25 protein-coding genes are annotated in these 16,303 nt (G+C 39.9%); 13 read left to right on the forward strand and 12 right to left on the reverse strand.

Translation table 11 applies throughout. The features are described 5' to 3' along the window. Positions 1-7: 7 nt before the first annotated feature. The 11 genes from KO511_RS04630 to flgB all read right to left on the reverse strand — a co-directional run bounded on the left by KO511_RS04630 (position 8) and on the right by flgB (position 7,604). Positions 8-733 carry a sigma-70 family RNA polymerase sigma factor gene (locus KO511_RS04630; RefSeq protein WP_215986305.1) on the reverse strand — a complete coding sequence of 242 codons (726 nt, stop codon included), beginning with the start codon at positions 731-733 and terminating at the stop codon, positions 8-10. Next, the gene (locus KO511_RS04635) at positions 733-1,164 is read right to left on the reverse strand and encodes a hypothetical protein (protein WP_215986306.1); all 432 of its coding nucleotides are present in this window, start codon (positions 1,162-1,164) and stop codon (positions 733-735) included. The genes KO511_RS04630 and KO511_RS04635 overlap by 1 nt, the downstream gene beginning before the upstream one ends. Next, positions 1,161-1,451 (reverse strand): hypothetical protein, encoded by a 291-nt coding sequence (locus KO511_RS04640; RefSeq protein ID WP_215986307.1) that lies wholly within the window; start codon positions 1,449-1,451, stop codon positions 1,161-1,163. The genes KO511_RS04635 and KO511_RS04640 overlap by 4 nt, the downstream gene beginning before the upstream one ends. Next, positions 1,451-2,575, reverse strand: a complete 1,125-nt coding sequence (locus tag KO511_RS04645; protein ID WP_215986308.1) for a flagellar basal body P-ring protein FlgI — start codon at positions 2,573-2,575, stop codon at positions 1,451-1,453. The genes KO511_RS04640 and KO511_RS04645 overlap by 1 nt, the downstream gene beginning before the upstream one ends. A gap of 17 nt (positions 2,576-2,592) precedes the next feature. Beyond that, positions 2,593-3,270, reverse strand: coding sequence for a flagellar basal body L-ring protein FlgH (locus tag KO511_RS04650; RefSeq protein ID WP_215986309.1), 678 nt, complete (start codon positions 3,268-3,270; stop codon positions 2,593-2,595). A 3-nt stretch (positions 3,271-3,273) separates the two neighbouring features. Further along, entirely contained in the window at positions 3,274-4,053 is a 780-nt protein-coding gene (gene flgG, locus KO511_RS04655) for a flagellar basal-body rod protein FlgG (protein ID WP_215986310.1), read from the reverse strand. 5 nt (positions 4,054-4,058) lie between these two features. Then, positions 4,059-4,784: a flagellar hook-basal body complex protein gene (locus KO511_RS04660; RefSeq protein WP_215986311.1), complete on the reverse strand. Its 726-nt coding sequence runs from the start codon at positions 4,782-4,784 to the stop codon at positions 4,059-4,061. Positions 4,785-4,804: 20 nt separating this feature from the next. After that, positions 4,805-5,992 carry a flagellar hook protein FlgE gene (locus KO511_RS04665; protein WP_215986312.1) on the reverse strand — a complete coding sequence of 396 codons (1,188 nt, stop codon included), beginning with the start codon at positions 5,990-5,992 and terminating at the stop codon, positions 4,805-4,807. A 126-nt stretch (positions 5,993-6,118) separates the two neighbouring features. Then, complete coding sequence (locus tag KO511_RS04670; protein ID WP_215986313.1) at positions 6,119-6,802, reverse strand: flagellar hook assembly protein FlgD; 684 nt, start codon at positions 6,800-6,802, stop codon at positions 6,119-6,121. A gap of 3 nt (positions 6,803-6,805) precedes the next feature. Then, complete coding sequence (flgC, locus tag KO511_RS04675; RefSeq protein ID WP_215986314.1) at positions 6,806-7,213, reverse strand: flagellar basal body rod protein FlgC; 408 nt, start codon at positions 7,211-7,213, stop codon at positions 6,806-6,808. A 1-nt stretch (position 7,214) separates the two neighbouring features. After that, on the reverse strand, positions 7,215-7,604 hold the full coding sequence (flgB, locus tag KO511_RS04680) for a flagellar basal body rod protein FlgB (RefSeq protein ID WP_215986315.1): 390 nt from the start codon (positions 7,602-7,604) through the stop codon (positions 7,215-7,217). Between the two features lie 57 nt (positions 7,605-7,661). Between flgB and KO511_RS04685 the strand changes: the two genes are divergently transcribed. From KO511_RS04685 to KO511_RS04710, 6 genes are read left to right on the forward strand one after another with little or no spacing between them, the layout of a single operon-like run. Beyond that, entirely contained in the window at positions 7,662-8,561 is a 900-nt protein-coding gene (locus KO511_RS04685) for a hypothetical protein (protein ID WP_215986316.1), read from the forward strand. A 56-nt stretch (positions 8,562-8,617) separates the two neighbouring features. After that, positions 8,618-8,980 carry a hypothetical protein gene (locus KO511_RS04690; protein WP_215986317.1) on the forward strand — a complete coding sequence of 121 codons (363 nt, stop codon included), beginning with the start codon at positions 8,618-8,620 and terminating at the stop codon, positions 8,978-8,980. Positions 8,981-9,038: 58 nt separating this feature from the next. Next, positions 9,039-9,797, forward strand: a complete 759-nt coding sequence (locus KO511_RS04695) for a flagellar type III secretion system pore protein FliP (protein WP_215986318.1) — start codon at positions 9,039-9,041, stop codon at positions 9,795-9,797. Positions 9,798-9,806: 9 nt separating this feature from the next. Beyond that, positions 9,807-10,079, forward strand: a complete 273-nt coding sequence (locus tag KO511_RS04700; RefSeq protein WP_215986319.1) for a flagellar biosynthetic protein FliQ — start codon at positions 9,807-9,809, stop codon at positions 10,077-10,079. A 24-nt stretch (positions 10,080-10,103) separates the two neighbouring features. Beyond that, a complete protein-coding gene (locus KO511_RS04705; RefSeq protein WP_215986320.1) occupies positions 10,104-10,877 on the forward strand; it encodes a flagellar biosynthetic protein FliR in 774 nt (257 codons plus the stop codon). After that, positions 10,874-11,290 carry a hypothetical protein gene (locus KO511_RS04710; RefSeq protein ID WP_215986321.1) on the forward strand — a complete coding sequence of 139 codons (417 nt, stop codon included), beginning with the start codon at positions 10,874-10,876 and terminating at the stop codon, positions 11,288-11,290. Before KO511_RS04705 ends, KO511_RS04710 begins: the two co-directional genes overlap by 4 nt. A gap of 150 nt (positions 11,291-11,440) precedes the next feature. On the opposite strand, the gene KO511_RS04715 is transcribed toward KO511_RS04710, so the two are convergent. After that, positions 11,441-12,037: a hypothetical protein gene (locus tag KO511_RS04715; protein ID WP_215986322.1), complete on the reverse strand. Its 597-nt coding sequence runs from the start codon at positions 12,035-12,037 to the stop codon at positions 11,441-11,443. A 49-nt stretch (positions 12,038-12,086) separates the two neighbouring features. Between KO511_RS04715 and KO511_RS04720 the strand changes: the two genes are divergently transcribed. The 7 genes from KO511_RS04720 (at position 12,087) to KO511_RS04750 (ending at position 16,204) form a co-directional block, all read left to right on the forward strand. Further along, the gene (locus KO511_RS04720; protein WP_215986323.1) at positions 12,087-12,842 is read left to right on the forward strand and encodes a hypothetical protein; all 756 of its coding nucleotides are present in this window, start codon (positions 12,087-12,089) and stop codon (positions 12,840-12,842) included. After that, positions 12,842-13,531: a hypothetical protein gene (locus tag KO511_RS04725; RefSeq protein WP_215986324.1), complete on the forward strand. Its 690-nt coding sequence runs from the start codon at positions 12,842-12,844 to the stop codon at positions 13,529-13,531. Before KO511_RS04720 ends, KO511_RS04725 begins: the two co-directional genes overlap by 1 nt. 14 nt (positions 13,532-13,545) lie before the next feature. Further along, on the forward strand, positions 13,546-13,743 hold the full coding sequence (locus KO511_RS04730; RefSeq protein WP_215986325.1) for a hypothetical protein: 198 nt from the start codon (positions 13,546-13,548) through the stop codon (positions 13,741-13,743). A gap of 43 nt (positions 13,744-13,786) precedes the next feature. Further along, on the forward strand, positions 13,787-14,113 hold the full coding sequence (locus tag KO511_RS04735; protein ID WP_215986326.1) for a hypothetical protein: 327 nt from the start codon (positions 13,787-13,789) through the stop codon (positions 14,111-14,113). Next, complete coding sequence (locus tag KO511_RS04740) at positions 14,110-14,571, forward strand: hypothetical protein (protein ID WP_215986327.1); 462 nt, start codon at positions 14,110-14,112, stop codon at positions 14,569-14,571. Before KO511_RS04735 ends, KO511_RS04740 begins: the two co-directional genes overlap by 4 nt. 118 nt (positions 14,572-14,689) lie before the next feature. Continuing rightward, complete coding sequence (locus tag KO511_RS04745; protein WP_215986328.1) at positions 14,690-15,538, forward strand: MYG1 family protein; 849 nt, start codon at positions 14,690-14,692, stop codon at positions 15,536-15,538. Between the two features lie 72 nt (positions 15,539-15,610). Then, the gene (locus KO511_RS04750; RefSeq protein ID WP_215986329.1) at positions 15,611-16,204 is read left to right on the forward strand and encodes an ATP-dependent Clp protease proteolytic subunit; all 594 of its coding nucleotides are present in this window, start codon (positions 15,611-15,613) and stop codon (positions 16,202-16,204) included. The last annotated feature ends 99 nt before the right edge of the window (positions 16,205-16,303 follow it).

The raw sequence follows: 16,303 nt of genomic DNA on the forward strand, positions 1-16,303 counted from the left end.
TTAAATCTCATACTATCTGGTTTCTTATTTTTCTAATGGCGTCATTCTTTATTTGAGACACCCGCCCGTCAGTTATACCCATAACCTCTCCTACTTCTCTCAAAGATAATTCTTTGTCAAAATATAGCGAGAGCACTATTTGTTCTTTTTCTGTAAGGTTTGATATGGCATTCACTAGGGATTCATTATCAACAGATTTTTCTAATAGATTGTAAGGGTTGTCCTCATCCTGCTTAAGGGTTTCGTAAACATCATCCATTGAAGAACTATATCTTGCTTCCCAATTTAAAAGCATTGAGGAGAGTTTATCAACCTCGATTTCTAGGTAACTCGCCGCTTCCTCAAGGTTTAGAGTTTCACCTCTTGATGCAGCTTGTTGTTTTATTTTTTGATAATTACGGTACAACTCTTGTTGGCGTCTGGGAATTACTGAGTTATTTCTGAAGTAATCAATGAATCCGCCATGTATCCTTTTCCTAGCAAATGAGTGAAAAGGAATTCCAAGTTCGGGGTCATAAGATCTGTGAAGTTCAAAAAGGTTAATTAACCCTATTTGAACTAAATCTTCTCTTTCAGATTGCGTTATGTTGTAACCGTAATTTCTCAATATAGAGCTGAGTGTATTTTTTATGTACTTCTCGTGCTCTTTATAATTCTTTTCAATCTCTATGTTGGATTTAACAAATTTTGACTTAACCTTAGAGGTCTTGTCTGTCCCTTTGTTCTGATTCATTATGATTCATTATTTTTTGCCTTCTTGCCCCATTTTCCAAATTTTGGGTTTGCTTTTTCCTCTAACGATTTTCCAAAGAAATTTTCTGATACCTTCTTTGCATGTTCGTTATCTGCAAATATTACATCAAGTATCTTGCTACACTCAGTGCAGTATCCGTGTAGGTTTGCTCTAGCAATACTTAGCCTTGCGTCACCTGAGCAATAGTCTTCAAAGTTATCGGCAGTGAAGGGGCTGTTGGTTCTTTCGACAAACGCCTCCTCCAACTCCTTCCACCTTTTATTGATCATCACTCTAAGTACCATGATTTCATTTTGTTTTTTGCTAACATTGATGATATTGAATGACATCAATGCACCTTCAAGTTCTACTATTTTCTTATAGTATTCAAGCAAGCCGTCGGTTAGGTTATTTACTTCTGGTAAAATCATTTTTGTGTCTTCTCAAGGTATTCTTTGAATGTTTGTTTAAGGTCACTGTTTTCCGAAATTATTAATGAAAGCTGTCTGTTTAATAATTGGTTTGACATTATTTCTCCAGCAGATTTCTTTTCAGAAGAGAAAAGTGACTCGTCCGTTTGCATATCGTTTAACATTTTTTCTACAAATAGAGCGGAAAAGGCTGTCGCAGCCGTTTCCGCTTCTGTGGGCTTTTTTACGTTATTTATGCTCAGACTTTGAGCGGAACTATTAATAATGTAATTGGTGTCTAGCTGCATTATATGACAATCACTTTAGCTTTGAGCGACCCGCTCTGTTTTAGTAATTGTATAATATTTGCAAGATCTTTAGAATTCGTCCCCATTGTATTTAGTGCGCTTACTAAATCTTGTAATGTTCCAGCGCTTTTTATTACTTCAAGGTCGCCTTGCCTTCTTTCAATACTAATTTGAGAGCTGCTAGTAGTTACTGTATTTCCTCCAGAGATAGGGTTAGGCTGAGAAACTTGTTGCTCTTCTGATATGTTGATTACTATGTTACCTTCACTTATCGCTACAGGTGATAGAGATACATTTTCAGTTATCATCACAGTTCCTGTTCTGGAGTTAATAACTACCCTTGCTTGCTGCTCCGGTATAGTTATATCAAGCGATTTCAGCATAGATATAAACTCAATTCTTGAGCTGCTGTCTTTTGGTGCAACAATTTTGAGGCTGCCTGCATCGATAGCCTTGGCGACCCCACCGCCAAAAGCCTTGTTTATTGTTTTTTCAACTTCGGATACTGTAGCAAAGTCACTTGAGTTTAAATTCATGGTTATGTGTCTGTTCTCAAAGACAGATGCGTAACTCAGCTCTCTTTCAACGGTTGCTCCCATTGGAATTCTTGCAACACTAGCTAGGTTGACATCCAGTGTTGAGCCATCCATTCCTTCAGCACTTACGCCGTCAACGAGAACCTGACCTTGAGCAACTGCAAAAACCTCACCATTAAGACCCATTAGAGGTGCTGCTAATAACGTTCCCCCTCTTAAGCTTTTTGCGTTACCTAGAGTTGAGATTGTGACATCTATTTCTTGTCCTTTTTTAGCAAAGGCTGGGAATGTAGCATTCACCATTACTGCGGCTACATTTCTAGATGATAAATTGATGTTTTCCGGTACTTTAATTCCGTACTTTTGAATTAGTGTAACCAAGTTCGATGATGCGAAATTACCACGATCCCCTGAGTTAGGTAGGCCAACAACAAGTCCAAACCCTTGAAGGGCGTTCGTTCTTACGCCTTTAATCTCGGCTATGTCACCGATCCTTTCTGCTTGAGCTGAAGTGCTAATTAGCGGCATCATCAATGAAGATACAACTAGTAGTGAAGTAAGGCTTTTCTTAAAATTTATTATTTTCATTATATTGCTACTCTTTATTAAAAAGGCCAGTAAGGACTTGTTACGAGATCACTAAGCCATCCACCTTGTGATTTGTTATAGATATGACCAGAACCGCGATAGTAAATTTTTGCTCCTGCTAGCCTATTAGAGGCCACGCTGTTGTCTGCTGTTGAGATATCTTGCTCTCTTATCCTTCCAGTTATGGCGATGGTTTCTGTCCCTCTTTCCAGAGTGATTTCTTTATAGCCCTTAACCTCCAAAATACCATTTGGGAAAATTTGAGTTACTGTTGTCGCTATATTGCCTTCTAGTCGATGGCTTTGACTTGATGTTCCGTCCCCTTCTACTTTTTTGTCTTGAGAAACATTGATGTCGCCTGAATATGGCTCATTAATAATGGTTGGTAGAGTTATACCAAATGAGCTGGTTGATGAAGTTTTTTGGCTCGTTTTGCTCTTAATTGAATCTTGAGCATCAATCGACTCATCCATTCGAATTATTACTATGTCGCCGACGTTGTATCTCTTGCCTACTCCAATCATCATTGAGTTTTGGCTTGTCGTAAAAATAGCCCCATCCTGAGGCTCAGTAGACGGGTAAACTATATCCCCAGTCTCAAAAGGTTTTAGCTGACTGTTTTCAGGGATTTTATTCTGGCTAGCGCAACCCGCCATAACCAGACAAAGGGTTAAAGTTGCTATTTTATTTTTCATTCTTTAAATCGTTTGGTTTAGTGTAGACATCATATCGCCTGATGCTTTCATTGCTTTGGCGTTCATTTCGTAACCTCTTTGCGCGTTAATCATATTCACCAACTCAGTGATGGTGTTAACGTTCGAGGCTTCTTTGTAGCCTTGCATTATCGAGCCGAACCCATCTTCCGATGGTGTTCCAGTGATTTCATCACCTGATGAATCGATGATTTTTTCATAGTAGCCACCAGCAATAGATCTCAGTCCGTTTGGATTAAGGAATTTAACAATCTCAAACTGACCAACTTCTGTAAGCTCATCAGAGTCAGGTGTTTTGACCTGAATTGTCCCGTCCTTATTGATGGTGATGCTTTCGGTGTTGTCTGGCACAGATACTTCTGGGTCTAATGCGTAATTATCTAGTGTTACTAGTACTCCATCCGCATCAATATTAAATGTGCCGCCTCTCGTGAATAGTCTGGTTCCGTCATCTTTTACTACTGGGATAAAACCATCCCCATCAATCATGACATCTAGTGCTCTTTTTGTTTCGACTGGAGCACCTTGAGAGAAGTTGGTTACCGAGCCAAGTGTTTGGACTCCTGTTCCAACTTGTAGGCCGCCAGATGCAGCTCCTTCAGTACCTGAAGGTTCGCGAATTCTCATTGTCATTAATGCTGCGAATTCAGGGTTTGATGCTTTATATCCGGTTGTCTCTGCGTTAGCGAGGTTGTTGGATATGAATTGCATTCTTAGGTTCTGAGCCTCAAGGCCAGTTTGTGCTGTTAATAGTGCGCCGTTCATTGCTGTTACTCTAAAATTGAATTTGATATTTTATGTATGGCCTTGATAGTTCCCATTGTTTTGGATGCCATATCGTAATTTTTTTGGGTCTCAACCATGGTAGCCATCGCTTTGACGCTGTTTACATTTGAGGCTTCTTGATACCCTTGTGCGACTGTGTAGCCACTTGCTGGTAAAGGAGGTATCTCCTGATCTACAGATATCTCCCCTGTGATTAATTTGAAAACTGATTGATGGTTAAGGCTTACAACCTTTAGTTTTCCACTAACTTGTGTTGCATCGCCAGATAATACAATTACGTTTCCTGTAGGGTCGGTCTTAAATGGTGCGTCACCAATCTCGATTGACTTTCCGTCTTCCCCAGAAATTTTACCGCCGTCTGCATTAACCAATATCCCGTCAGAGTTTTTCATTACAGTTAGTGTGCGGCGGTAGTATTTATTCCCCTCAAAATCAGTTAGCTCAAAGAAGCCTTGTCCGCTAATAGCTAAATTAGAAGGGTTTCCTGTATGAGCTAATGCACCAGCAGTAAGATCGATGCTTACGTTGTTAAGCTCTGTAAAGCTAGTGCTATTGATAGCATCCCCGCCATTCAAGTAGAGCGCCTTGAAGCTTACTTTATCTTGCTTAAATCCCGCTGTATTCGCGTTGGCGACATTGTTTGTGTTGACTTCATGTAGGAGTCCATATTGTTTTGCCGCCGACATGACTGAGTAAAGGGATGTATCCATTGTATTGCCTGTTTTTAAGATTAAACGTTTTGCATTAGAGCGTTATTCAGTTCTTTGCTCGCGCCAATTACTTTTGCGTTCGCTTGGAAGAATCTTTGTGAAGAGATCATATTTACAAGTTCATCGGTTGTGCTTACGTTACTGCCCTCAATAACTCCGGGAGTTACGCTGCCAAAACCTGCTTGCCCAGCTACGCCAACTCTCATTTTTCCTGAGTTTGTTGTTAGTGAGAAATAGCTTCCGTCAACCAACATTCCGTCAGGGTTATCTGCTGCGGCTAGTGCAATCTGACCAACAGGTTTACTACGTCCGTCCTTGTAGTAAGAAACGATGTTACCGTTTGCTTCGATTTGGTACTTTTCAAACTCTGCAACAGGAGCACCATCCATATCTTGATTTCGGATTGATGTGTCTCCTTCGTAACCCGTAAGCTTGCTCATGTTTATTGATACATTCGCTACCCCGTTAATTGGTTGAGCTAAACCACTAAGGTCTATGTTAAGAACCCCATCTGTGAATGGTGCTGCATCTTTCTTAATTCTACCGTTAGCATCAAACTGAACCTGACCAAGGTTTACTGCTTCACCGTTAATGGTTGCGGTCATATCCCAACTAGCTTCGCCTGTAGCGGGATTAGCTACTTTGTTCTCAAACTTAACTTGCATCCTGTGCTCTTTACCAAGCGCGTCATATACGCTGTATGTAGTGGTCAGAGAGCCAGTACCATCATCAGTACCTAGGTTTGCGTCAAGTTCACCAGTGGTAGACACCTGAGGTGTTAATGGCGACTTATCAAGGATAATGTCTGTTGTGGTTCCAGTACTGTCTTTAGCTAGGTAGCCTTGAACATGGTTACCAGAGTTATCCACCAAAATTCCGTCTGGGTTAAACTCAAACAGGCCAACGCGAGTAAACTTATTTCCGCCATCAGAGTCTTTGACCATAAAGAAGCCTTCGCCCACAATCGCGTGGTGCAGTGGGTCTCCTGTTGGAATCATTGGGCCGTTGGAAAAGTTTGTCTTAGTTGCATCTAATGCTGTACCAATACCCATTGCATTCATGCCATTAGAGGCAAATAACGCTTTAAATTGAACAGACTGAGATTTGTATCCAAAAGTCTCAGAGTTCGCCAAGTTGTTTGATGTTACTGCTAATTGTGAATTGGCAGCACGTAGTCCCGACAGGGCAATTTTTGAAAAATCTGACATGTGATATTTTTTATAGTTATATACTAATTTTTTCGTTAAATTAAAAGTGCAAGAAGCCAAAATAACTAAAGAATTCCTTGGCTTTTAAACTTCATTATTTTTTTATTTTATTGATTTATAAATACTTTATTCATCACTATCCGCAGCAACAGAAATAATATTACCGAATAGGATCTCGGTTCCATTTGCCATATTTATCATGCCATTCAAAAAGTTAATACTTTCTATAACCGAACTAGTTGTCACGGTGACATCTAATTTTTCTCCTGTTTCTGATTCTTGGAATGCAGAGATGTTGTAATCACCTTCAGGTAATTTATTTCCTTGGTGATCAGTTCCATCCCATTCCCATTTAGCTTTACCGTCAAAGACTTCAACTTCCATTTCTTTAACAACTAGACCTGCCGAGTCTTTAACTTGAACAGTAAACTTGTCGTTCTTGTTTGCGTCATCAATATAAAGTTCACCGTATAAGGTTTCTTTGCCATCGTATGAGAAGTCTGACAATACAACTGTAGCTTCTTTACCTACTGTATTTAGTGCGGCAAAGTTGCCTTGAGTACCTACAACAGAGATTAATGTTTGCATAAGTTTATTTGTGCCTTCCTGCTGCTCTAGTGAAGCCACTTGAGCTAACTGAGCTGTCAGTTCATGTGATTTCAAAGGGTCAGATGGGTCTTGATTCATCATTTGAGCGGAAAGCAAAGTAATAAATTCATTGCTGATTTGGGAGGCTGTAGATTCTCCGCCAGATTGAGTTGAACTGCTTCTTGTGTTCGCTGATGTAGAGCTAATTGATGTAAGGTTCATTTTCTATTGATTGCTTTTGATTGACTTTATTGAAGTAATTGCAAGGTTCTTTAGAGTTTTTGCCACTTGAGCGTTAGCCTCATATGACTGCTGAGCTGAAATTAGATCAGCCATTTGCTCTTCTCTATTCACGTTGCTTGCGTATACGTAACCCTTCTCATCCGCCAAAGGATTTGTTGGGTCGAAAATAGGTCTATTAGGTGCGGTACTTTCGACTATGTTGCTGACAGCAACGGTTTGTGCCTCACCTTGGTAAATTGTCTTGAACTCAACGAGTCGTACTTTGTGTGCTTGTTCAGGACTTGACGCTACAGTGTTGAGGTTTGCTATATTCCCAGCAACAGCATTTAAGCGGTGAGCTTGAGCGTTCATTGCGGTCGTTGCCGCATTCATTCCATCTAAAATTGACATATTATTGGTACTTTAATGCGCTATTTATTGAGTCTTTCGATGAATTGGAAAACATAAGTGCAGCTTCATACATTGCCTGTTGTTCAGCAAAGTTCGCTTTCTCTAAATGTTCATTAACGTTATTTCCGTCAGGTCTCATCATTCCTGTATTAATATACCCAACTTCGATACCTCTTTTATTACCAAGCCCATCGAAATGCCTTGGGCTATCTTTCATTAGATTTATACCTTGCGAATCTATTGCTTGTTTAAAAGCTTCTTTAAACTCTACGCCTTTAGCTTTATAGTCAGGAGTGTCTTGGTTTGCGATATTCGATGCTGTTAACTGTAACTGCATTTCCCTAATCGCTAATGCGTGATTGTAAAAATCTAGGTTGCTTACTTGGTTCATGTATTTTCTTTGAGTATATTAATTTCCGTAGTTTTCCTATAACAAATTGAGAAATAGATGACAAATTCAAACAAAACTTTTATGCCTAAATTTCCGGCGAATGATTCAGTTAAAGAACGTGTATTTAAAAGACTTTCTGATTCTGAGTTAGAGAATAAAAAAGATGATATTTTTTATGATATCAATCTACCTTCAGACTTCGATGGTATACCTACGTTAATAGACAGAGGTAATTCTGACTTCACAGACTTTGTGAGTGAAGAGTTTCCTTCAATAAAGACAGATCCACGCGCCAAAGACCCGATTTTCTCAGATGACGAGTTCGATAAAATTCTTTCAGAGGTGGACTCTATGTCCGTGCCATCTGGATTAAAAGTATTAAACGAATCAGTTGGTATGGATGATGAGGATGATGAAGACCTTGATCCTGATATCGATGAAGAGATAAGAGAGGCAATCTTTGCAGAAGGCTACATGCAAGGGTCTGTCGATCAAAAAGAGGTGATGGAAAAGCGCTTTGTAGAGCTTCAGAAGACAATATCCGACTTAAAAATTGCCACAACACACCCAGCAGCTCTATCGGAAGAGATCAATCAAGCTATAGGTAGCTTTATTAAATCAGTCGCGGAGTCTGTTCTGGATGAGCTTAAATCTTCATACCTTGCGGATATTGTAGAATCGAGAGTTAAAGACTTCGTTTCTGGCATTAAGGAGTGGGAGTTGGCTACTTATGCGTACTGTTCCAGATCGGATTTTATGAATCTGACCGAAATTTTCGGAATCGAAGAAGTTGCCGATTTTACGCGAGGCGGTGTCCATTACAGTATAGAAAGTGATTTACCGGATGGTAGATTCAGGCTTGAGGTTCAAAAGGAAGATGGTAGTAATGTCGAGGCCATAATGGATGTAGATTCACATCTTTCGGAAGTGAAAAGTGCTCTAAGTGAGGCTTTTTAGTTAGCCATGTGGCAATATAATGACTAAAATTATGTGCAATTAAGGTTCAAGTAATAATGGCAACACTCCAACAATGTAACCCTAATGGGAAGATTGAATTTTTCCCTTATGTGAAAATAGGTTTCGAGGTGAGACCTATAGAAGGTAAAGAAGTGGTAATCGAAGGATCGGTAGCTCAAAAGTTTTTTCATTTTCTTTCTCAGTCTGTCTGGGGGAAAAAAGTTGAAAGCCTCTGCGACTTACAGGGGATTTGTGTCCGTGATGATGGCGTAGAGCTTCTCTCAGCATTCATACCACCTCACCACTTCAAAATGCTGATTAAGGATTTTGGCGACGAACTTAGCTATGTTCTCGCGGCAGTTTCCGAGTGGGAATCACTGGGTTGTAATGAAGTCATACTGCACTTAGAAGAATCTTAATTTTTTAAAAATTTACACCCATAAAGCCACCAGCCCGATATACAATAAGAGCAATTTAATGATCAATCGAAACTTAAGATACCTGATAGGACTAATGTTTAGCCTAACCTTTATCTTCACACCTTCAGCCTTTGCATCTACACCAGATCTGGAGTTAATCACCAGTACAAATGGTGAACTTGGTAGTTCATACAGTACAAGCCTTACTGCGCTTATCTTGATGACGCTACTGGCTTTTATTCCAATTATCATCATGACCATGACGCCGTTCCTTAGGATATCTATTGTTTTATCTATGATGAGACAGGCTCTAGGTTTGAACACAACGCCAAACAACAAAGTGATAGTAGCTATCTCCCTCGCTATCAGTATGTTCATAGTGCAGCCTGTGATAGGAGAAATTATTGAGAAAGCTTACTCGCCATTTTCTCAGGGTCAGATAACTCTAGATGTAGCGATAGATAGAGGTGCAAAGCCACTTAAGACATTTATGCTAAATCACACTATGCCGTCTTACCTAGAGACATTCCTGCAAATGAGTGGGCAAGAGTACACAACTAAGGAAGAGGTTCCGTTACTAGTCTTGTGGGCTGCATTTATTTCTTCAGAGATTCAGACAGCTCTTACTATTGGTTTCTTTGTGTTTTTGCCATTTGTTATTGTGGACATATTGGTAGCTTCAATATTGATGAGTCTAGGTATGATGATGGTCTCCCCTATCATGATTTCTTTGCCAGTTAAGATACTTATCTTCGTCCTTGTGGATGGGTGGCTAATGATAGTGGATGGGCTTAGTAAGTCCTACTTCATAGTGTAGAGGTGCACCATGACAAATGACATTCTAATTTTCGACACCATAAAGATGGCAATGTCTGTGACTGGTAGCATTTCTACAATGGTCTTGGTTCCCCTTCTAGTTATCGGTCTCATTATCGCTGTATTTCAAGCTGCTACTCAAATCAACGAGGCGTCACTTAGCTTTATCCCTAAGCTGATATTTATATTTTTCGCTGTGTTGTTTATGGGAGACATGCTTCTTGAGCAGTTGTCTGAATTGTTCAGGTACGTTTTCGGCCTAATACCATCTATTGCCAAGTAATGATGTCTGCTATGGAGTCATAATATGGAAAATGCCCTTATTCCTGCTCTCATCGCAGACCACACGGTTGCTTTCCAGCTTGTATTGTTCAGGCTGGTGGCTTTCTGCTTTATCATTCCTTATATGGGTACTAAGAACGTTCCTAGAAAGGTGGCTCTTTTCTTTGCCATTGCCTTCGCTTTCGTCATTACTCCAAGACTTGTGCAGATAAACCCAATTGACCCAAGCAGTATTGATATCCCACTAGAGGTTTTTAGCAACATGGTGGTGGGCTTCTTGTATGGTGGTTCTCTGCTCCTTGTCTTCGAGATGATTGCTATCGCAGGTGTAGTTATTGCTTATGCTAGTGGATTAGGTATGGCACAGATGATTGACCCTGCAAGTGGCGGTAATAGCGGGGTCATCACTAATTTGCTAAATGTTGTATTTGGTATGGTATTCATATCAAGTGGAGGGCTGCTTCTTTTTATCGAGTTTTTTTCAGGGTCGTTTGAGTCATTTCCTCTGGTTGGTATAAAGTTTGAGAGCATAAGCTTCCTTCTTGTTGCTCAAGAGTTTGGTAGGGTGTTCTTAATGGGGGTTATGATTGCGATACCTTTCACTGGGGCGGCTCTCCTTCTTAATACAGCTCTAGCTGTGGTTAGTAAGTCAGCGCCAGCAATGAACTTGTTTACCATAGGTTTTCCGTTGTCTGTGTTACTTGGAATCATGGCTTTGTCTTTAACTCTCCCTACCCTTGTTGCAGATATTTATACTTATGTTTTAACATTGAGTGAAAGTTACCAAAATTTATTATGAATAAAAATTTAAAGTGGTTATTGGTTGAGACCTCTTTCGCTATGCTTCTGGGGGGAGGAGTTCTTCTTTACTCTGCCCATGCTGAAGCAGCCGATCTGACAGAGACGGAGCTTGGTCAAGTTGAGTCAGGTAAGTCAGGTAAGTCAGTTTACGAAGATAAGATCGATATTTCTTACTTGCAGAGAATGGTTATTCACCCTAAGGATGACTGGATTGGCAAGAAAGTCTTCAAGTACAACGGTGTTTGTATGGAAGTTATAAAAGACTTAAAGATTAAAAAGATTAAAGATCCGTTCAAGAAACTTTATCGGTCTGCGAATTTACCAAAAGAGGTTGAGATTGGTGTTATGGATGTGAAATCAGAAGTTGTAGATTGTGCTCCATATGAGTCAAAAGTGACAGTTCTAGAATAATACGGAGCTGGTGGCTTTTAACTAGATGCCCCTATTTTGGGGCGTTTTTTTTTCGTTTCTGTCCGTAGCTTTGGCTTCTTCCCAGAGCCTCCTTGGGATTGCCCTCCTTTCTTCGCTAGTCATCTCTGAGCTAATTCATTCTTTATCCTATCAACCATTATCTCCTTCCGTACTTGCTTTGGTTTTAAGATCGCGAAGTGTTTCGTGTGCAGACCGCTGAGTAATTGAGAACTTATTCGATCCACTAGATGTGTCTCGGAATAGTCTAAGTTCAAAGCCATCCCTTGTTATCCATCCCCAAAGAGGCATTCTTGGGTTTGGCGGGGTAACGTCAGGTTGACCGTGTTTTTTACTAATATACATAGCCATAGAGCGCATCTCTTCTACTGTAGCGTCTGCTGGTAGTTCCGCCTCAACCCTAATGATTTGGCCTTGTTGGTTACTTATAATCTCAATACTTTGGAGGGGGTCGTTATGGAAGTTCAGACTCCTTATGAAATGAATCATGTCAGGTGAACTTGCAGTAGTGCTTGAACCGCCAAGTAGCTCTAAAGATGACACAGCGAAGGTGTCATTAATGCAATTGAGAGGCTCCCCAAAAATTTTGGTTGAATGGTGGAGCTTTGCACACCTTTTGTACTCTTCATTGTACAAATGCGCCTGTTTGAATTCATTTATTCCTTTTCGTTCATTTAAGTCCACATCATAAAGACCGATCAGATTGAATAGGATAGTTGAAAAAATCATTATTTTTTTACTATATATTAGCAACACATTTTTGGAGTTAGAAAGTACTATGAAGCATAAATTGAAATATCTTTCATCTGTTATTGCTGTTCTACTTTTAGCTGGGTGCGGAAGTACTGGCAATATAGAGACAGAATCCCCCTTACAAGTGAATGACACTCAGTTGATAAATGACGTAGCTTTAGAAGAGTCGGTTGTTGCTGAGAACTCAACACCTATCGAGCCTATTCTTGAAGAAGCTTCCCATGAGACAAACGTCGGTATTGATGAACTTAACAAGACGATTATCGACGACTTTGAAAAACAAAAAATGTTAATCGACCTTGAGTGTCAGGCTGATTTACTAAAAATTACTGATCGAAGCATCTCTATGTCGAAGCCTCCACATCATGCTCATCAAAGATTTGAAAGCATGAGAGAGGACGCTGAGCGTGTAATTGGCGATCTTGCTATGCGTCTTGATAGCAATCCTGATGAAACTCTCTCATTAGCATACGAGCAAGAGATAGCTAGGCTTAAGCTAGAGTATGAGGCCGCACGAGTAAAGGCTTGGCAAAATGAGATTGATACAATGAAATCTCAAAAGCTTGAGGAGATTGATAAGTCTTCATCAGCGAAATTTGAGTGTGATATCCGTTACGCTGAGAACGAGACAGAGAGAGATAGAATGCTCTATGTTGCCAAAATGAGTGCTGAGGCGAATGAGATGTATGACGCTACGTTGAATAAGCTGGAAAGACAGTTGAGTGAGATCGAAGCTGAAATTGATTCGGTAAATGAAGAATCATTCGATGGGATATTCTGATGGCAGTGTATGAAGAGCTAAAGATAAGCGCTAGGCGTTCTGTTTCAATGAATAGGCGCAGAAAAGCAAGTGACGATGATTATGACTGTGTCTTTAAAAGGGATGAAGGTACGGGTTTGTTTTATGCGTACATAAACTCTGATTACAACATAAACTCACCTTTACCATGTATCTTAAAGCACATTTCAGGTTTTAACCCAGAAAAGCCTGACGAATACTTAAGGTATATCCTAAAGAGTATTGATACTGAGATGTTAAGTCGAGGGTACATCAGTCGATGCGTTTGTCTCATTTTTAAGACAGAGGATAAATTTTATGTCGCAAAAGTTGGAGGCGGTGTTTTTTTGTTCGCAATTAGCCCTCCATTGATCGATGGGTTGCCAGTATCTACCTACCCTGTGGCGAATCGAAGCTGGGAATCAGAAAGAGATTTATTTTGTGGTAGCGGAAGTGCAATTCCTCTTGTTGAGCAGGTGGACTCGGATTCATCCTTGGTGGCTATGACTCATACTATGATGACGGATCTTGAGGCTGCCTACGAAAGGGAAGTAACTGAAATAATTGAGGAAAACTTTAGTAAAGGTGTCGATACTGAAGAGGCAAATAGCTTCCTAAATGACATTTTTGATTTTATTTACAAAAACAACAATACGGGGGGCGTAGATGCATACATTTCTTTAATTTTTTAATATTAAAGAAAAAAATGACTACTACCTCGCTTCATGCTGAATTTAATAATTTAGCTAACACTCTGGCTAACTCAATAGCATTATCAGATAAGCCGATTTTCAACTTTAAAGATCGAGACGGTAACCAAAAGCAATTTGCTTCATACAACCTACAAAGCCGTGGCCTTCCAGATTTAATGTATATACAAGGTGACTCGATAAAGGTTGGGTGAGCATCATTATGCGAGGGGCATTTATTCTGATGAAAGGAATAACTTGCTTACGTCAGTAAAGGTGATTATAGATGTTTGTAACAAAGAATTGAGGGCTGGTAATGACATAGGGTCAGTTCTAAAGTTGCATTTCGGTGAGTATGCTGATTATGTGAAGGAGCAGATAAGTACAGGCGCAATCCCAATCATGGCTGAGCGATTTAATACTGAGACAATAGGATTTGTTAACTACGGGATTAAGACTTCATTAAGTGGGAACCTTGACGTTATGCAAAGATTAAGTGACTCTTTAGATGTGTTTGATAGCAGATTTGAAGGCTTCACTCACAAGCCAAGTAACAAATTAAATACATCAATGAAGCTAAGATGAGCCAAGAATTTATTAAATCATTAAAAGTTGCATTAAGCCTCGATTCTATTGATTTTGCAAAAGAATTGTTTTCGTCCCCAAGTGGTTTTTTTATCCAAATTGGAGCAGACCAGTTCGCGAAAATTAAAGGAGGTCATGATCTGGTTAACTCAGATATTAATGATCTCATTAAAAAACCTGATGTGGAGTACTCGCTGAATTCAGATGAGTTCATCCGAGTCAAAGACGTTGCGGCGGGTATGGGCTGTGGCGTTAATAAGGTGGGTAAACTAAACCTTATCGGAGATGATGAAAAGAACTTCGAGAATGCAGTCCATGGCAGAGGGTATCAAGTTTTTGAGGTACGAACTCCAAATGGCGTTGATGTGTCGAAAATGTTAGCAGCTTGCGTAGTCCATAGTAGGAAACAAGAGCAGTCTAACACCATGGGTCAAAAACATGGCGTTTCAATGGGATAGAGTTTTTAACTTACGCACTCAATTGCGGAGTCCCTTGTGGCTCCGCTTTTTTTACGCCTATTTTAAATTTCAGGTATCTCCATTTTTTGTTGTACATTTGAATTAAATATTAGAAAAAATGAAGTTAAAAATAGTAACACATAGTGGAGGTTTCCATTCGGATGAGCTATTCGCTATAGCCTTAATTAAGCGGTATATTTCGGATAAGGTAACTATAGTAAGAACAAGAGATCAGGAGCAGTTAAGTAAGTACTTGTACGACAATAAAGTATGGGTTATCGATGTTGGTGGGCAATACAATGATAGGTTAAAAAACTTCGATCATCACCAAGTTGACTTCACATCAAAGTGGAAAGGGACGGATATTCTTTTCAGCTCGTGTGGGCTTGTTTGGAATCACTTGAGAAAGGCTGGATACTTAAATGGTCACTCTCGATGGGTTCTAAATGAAATTGAAAATAAGCTAATCAAGAAGATAGACCTTCATGATAACGGTCGAGCTAGATGGTCTCAAGCTATTATGTTCAAACTTTTTAACCGTGAGAGGCAAGATGATTCACAGTTCTATAAAGCACTTGAGATGGCTGAGATGCACCTTGAGAATAGCATCTATTTCATCTGTAAGGAGGAGTCGAATAGATTGAGAATTGACCTACACGAATATGTTTGCGAAGGCCACGTTGTTGTTGTCGAGGATGGTGGGTTCAATGTTGTGCCTACATTATCTACCCTTACTGAAGCGAAGATTGTGGTTGAATCAAAAATCTCGGAAGAAGGTTGGTCGGTTCAAAGTATTGACTCTACTGTTGAAACTCCATTTTCTTGGAGAGGCTTAAGTGGAGATCAGTTAGAGATGGTATCTGGCCTAAAAGGTCTAGTCTTCGCTCATCGAAGCGGACACTTGGTGAAAGCTAAAGATCGCGTTGCTGCAATTGAGGCTGCTAAGCTAATGTTGGGCGAGTACTAAAAACAGTCTATTGATGTGGTTACGTGCAGATGGCAATATAATGACATTGCAATTTCATAGAGATTTTTTTGGATGTCATACATAATCCCAAGTGTTGAGTACGTAGAACAAGGTATTCACAAAACAGCAAACCCTTTCAGTTACATGTTGAACGAAAGGGTTGTTTTCTTGTATGGGGACGTTAACCCTATTTCAGCCAATGCAATCGTTGCTCAGCTACTAGCACTTGCTAAAAAAGATCAAAATAAAGACATTGATTTTTACATCAACTCTGGTGGTGGTCATGTAACTGAAGGGTTGGCTATATACGACACAATGTTGAGCCTGCCTTGCAAAGTTAACACTGTTTGTATCGGTCAGGCTTGCAGTATGGGGGCTTTTCTTCTTGCTGGTGGCACAGGTAAGCGCGTAGCTACTCCTAACTCACGAGTCATGATTCACCAAGTTCTTGGTGGAACTCAAGGCCAAGCTACTGACATTCAGATACAGGCTGAAGAAACATTAAGGTTAAAAGAATTGCTTACTCAGATTCTATCTGAGAACTCTGAAAGAACGTATGATGAGATGTATGCAGCTTGTGAGCGCGACAATTTCCTCACGCCACCAAGAGCTGTAGAGTTTGGTTTGATAGATTCTGTCCTAGAACCTACTCATAAGCGAAAATAAATTTGGTTAAAACACATACTTTAAGCCGAGCTTTATAGCTCGGCTTTTGTGTTTTATGTATTTATGCTAGTTAACGTGTGGTAGTATCATGACAAGTTA

The sequence above is a fragment of the Vibrio hepatarius genome, from assembly GCF_018860525.1.
Classification (GTDB): Bacteria; Pseudomonadota; Gammaproteobacteria; order Enterobacterales; family Vibrionaceae; genus Vibrio; species Vibrio hepatarius_B.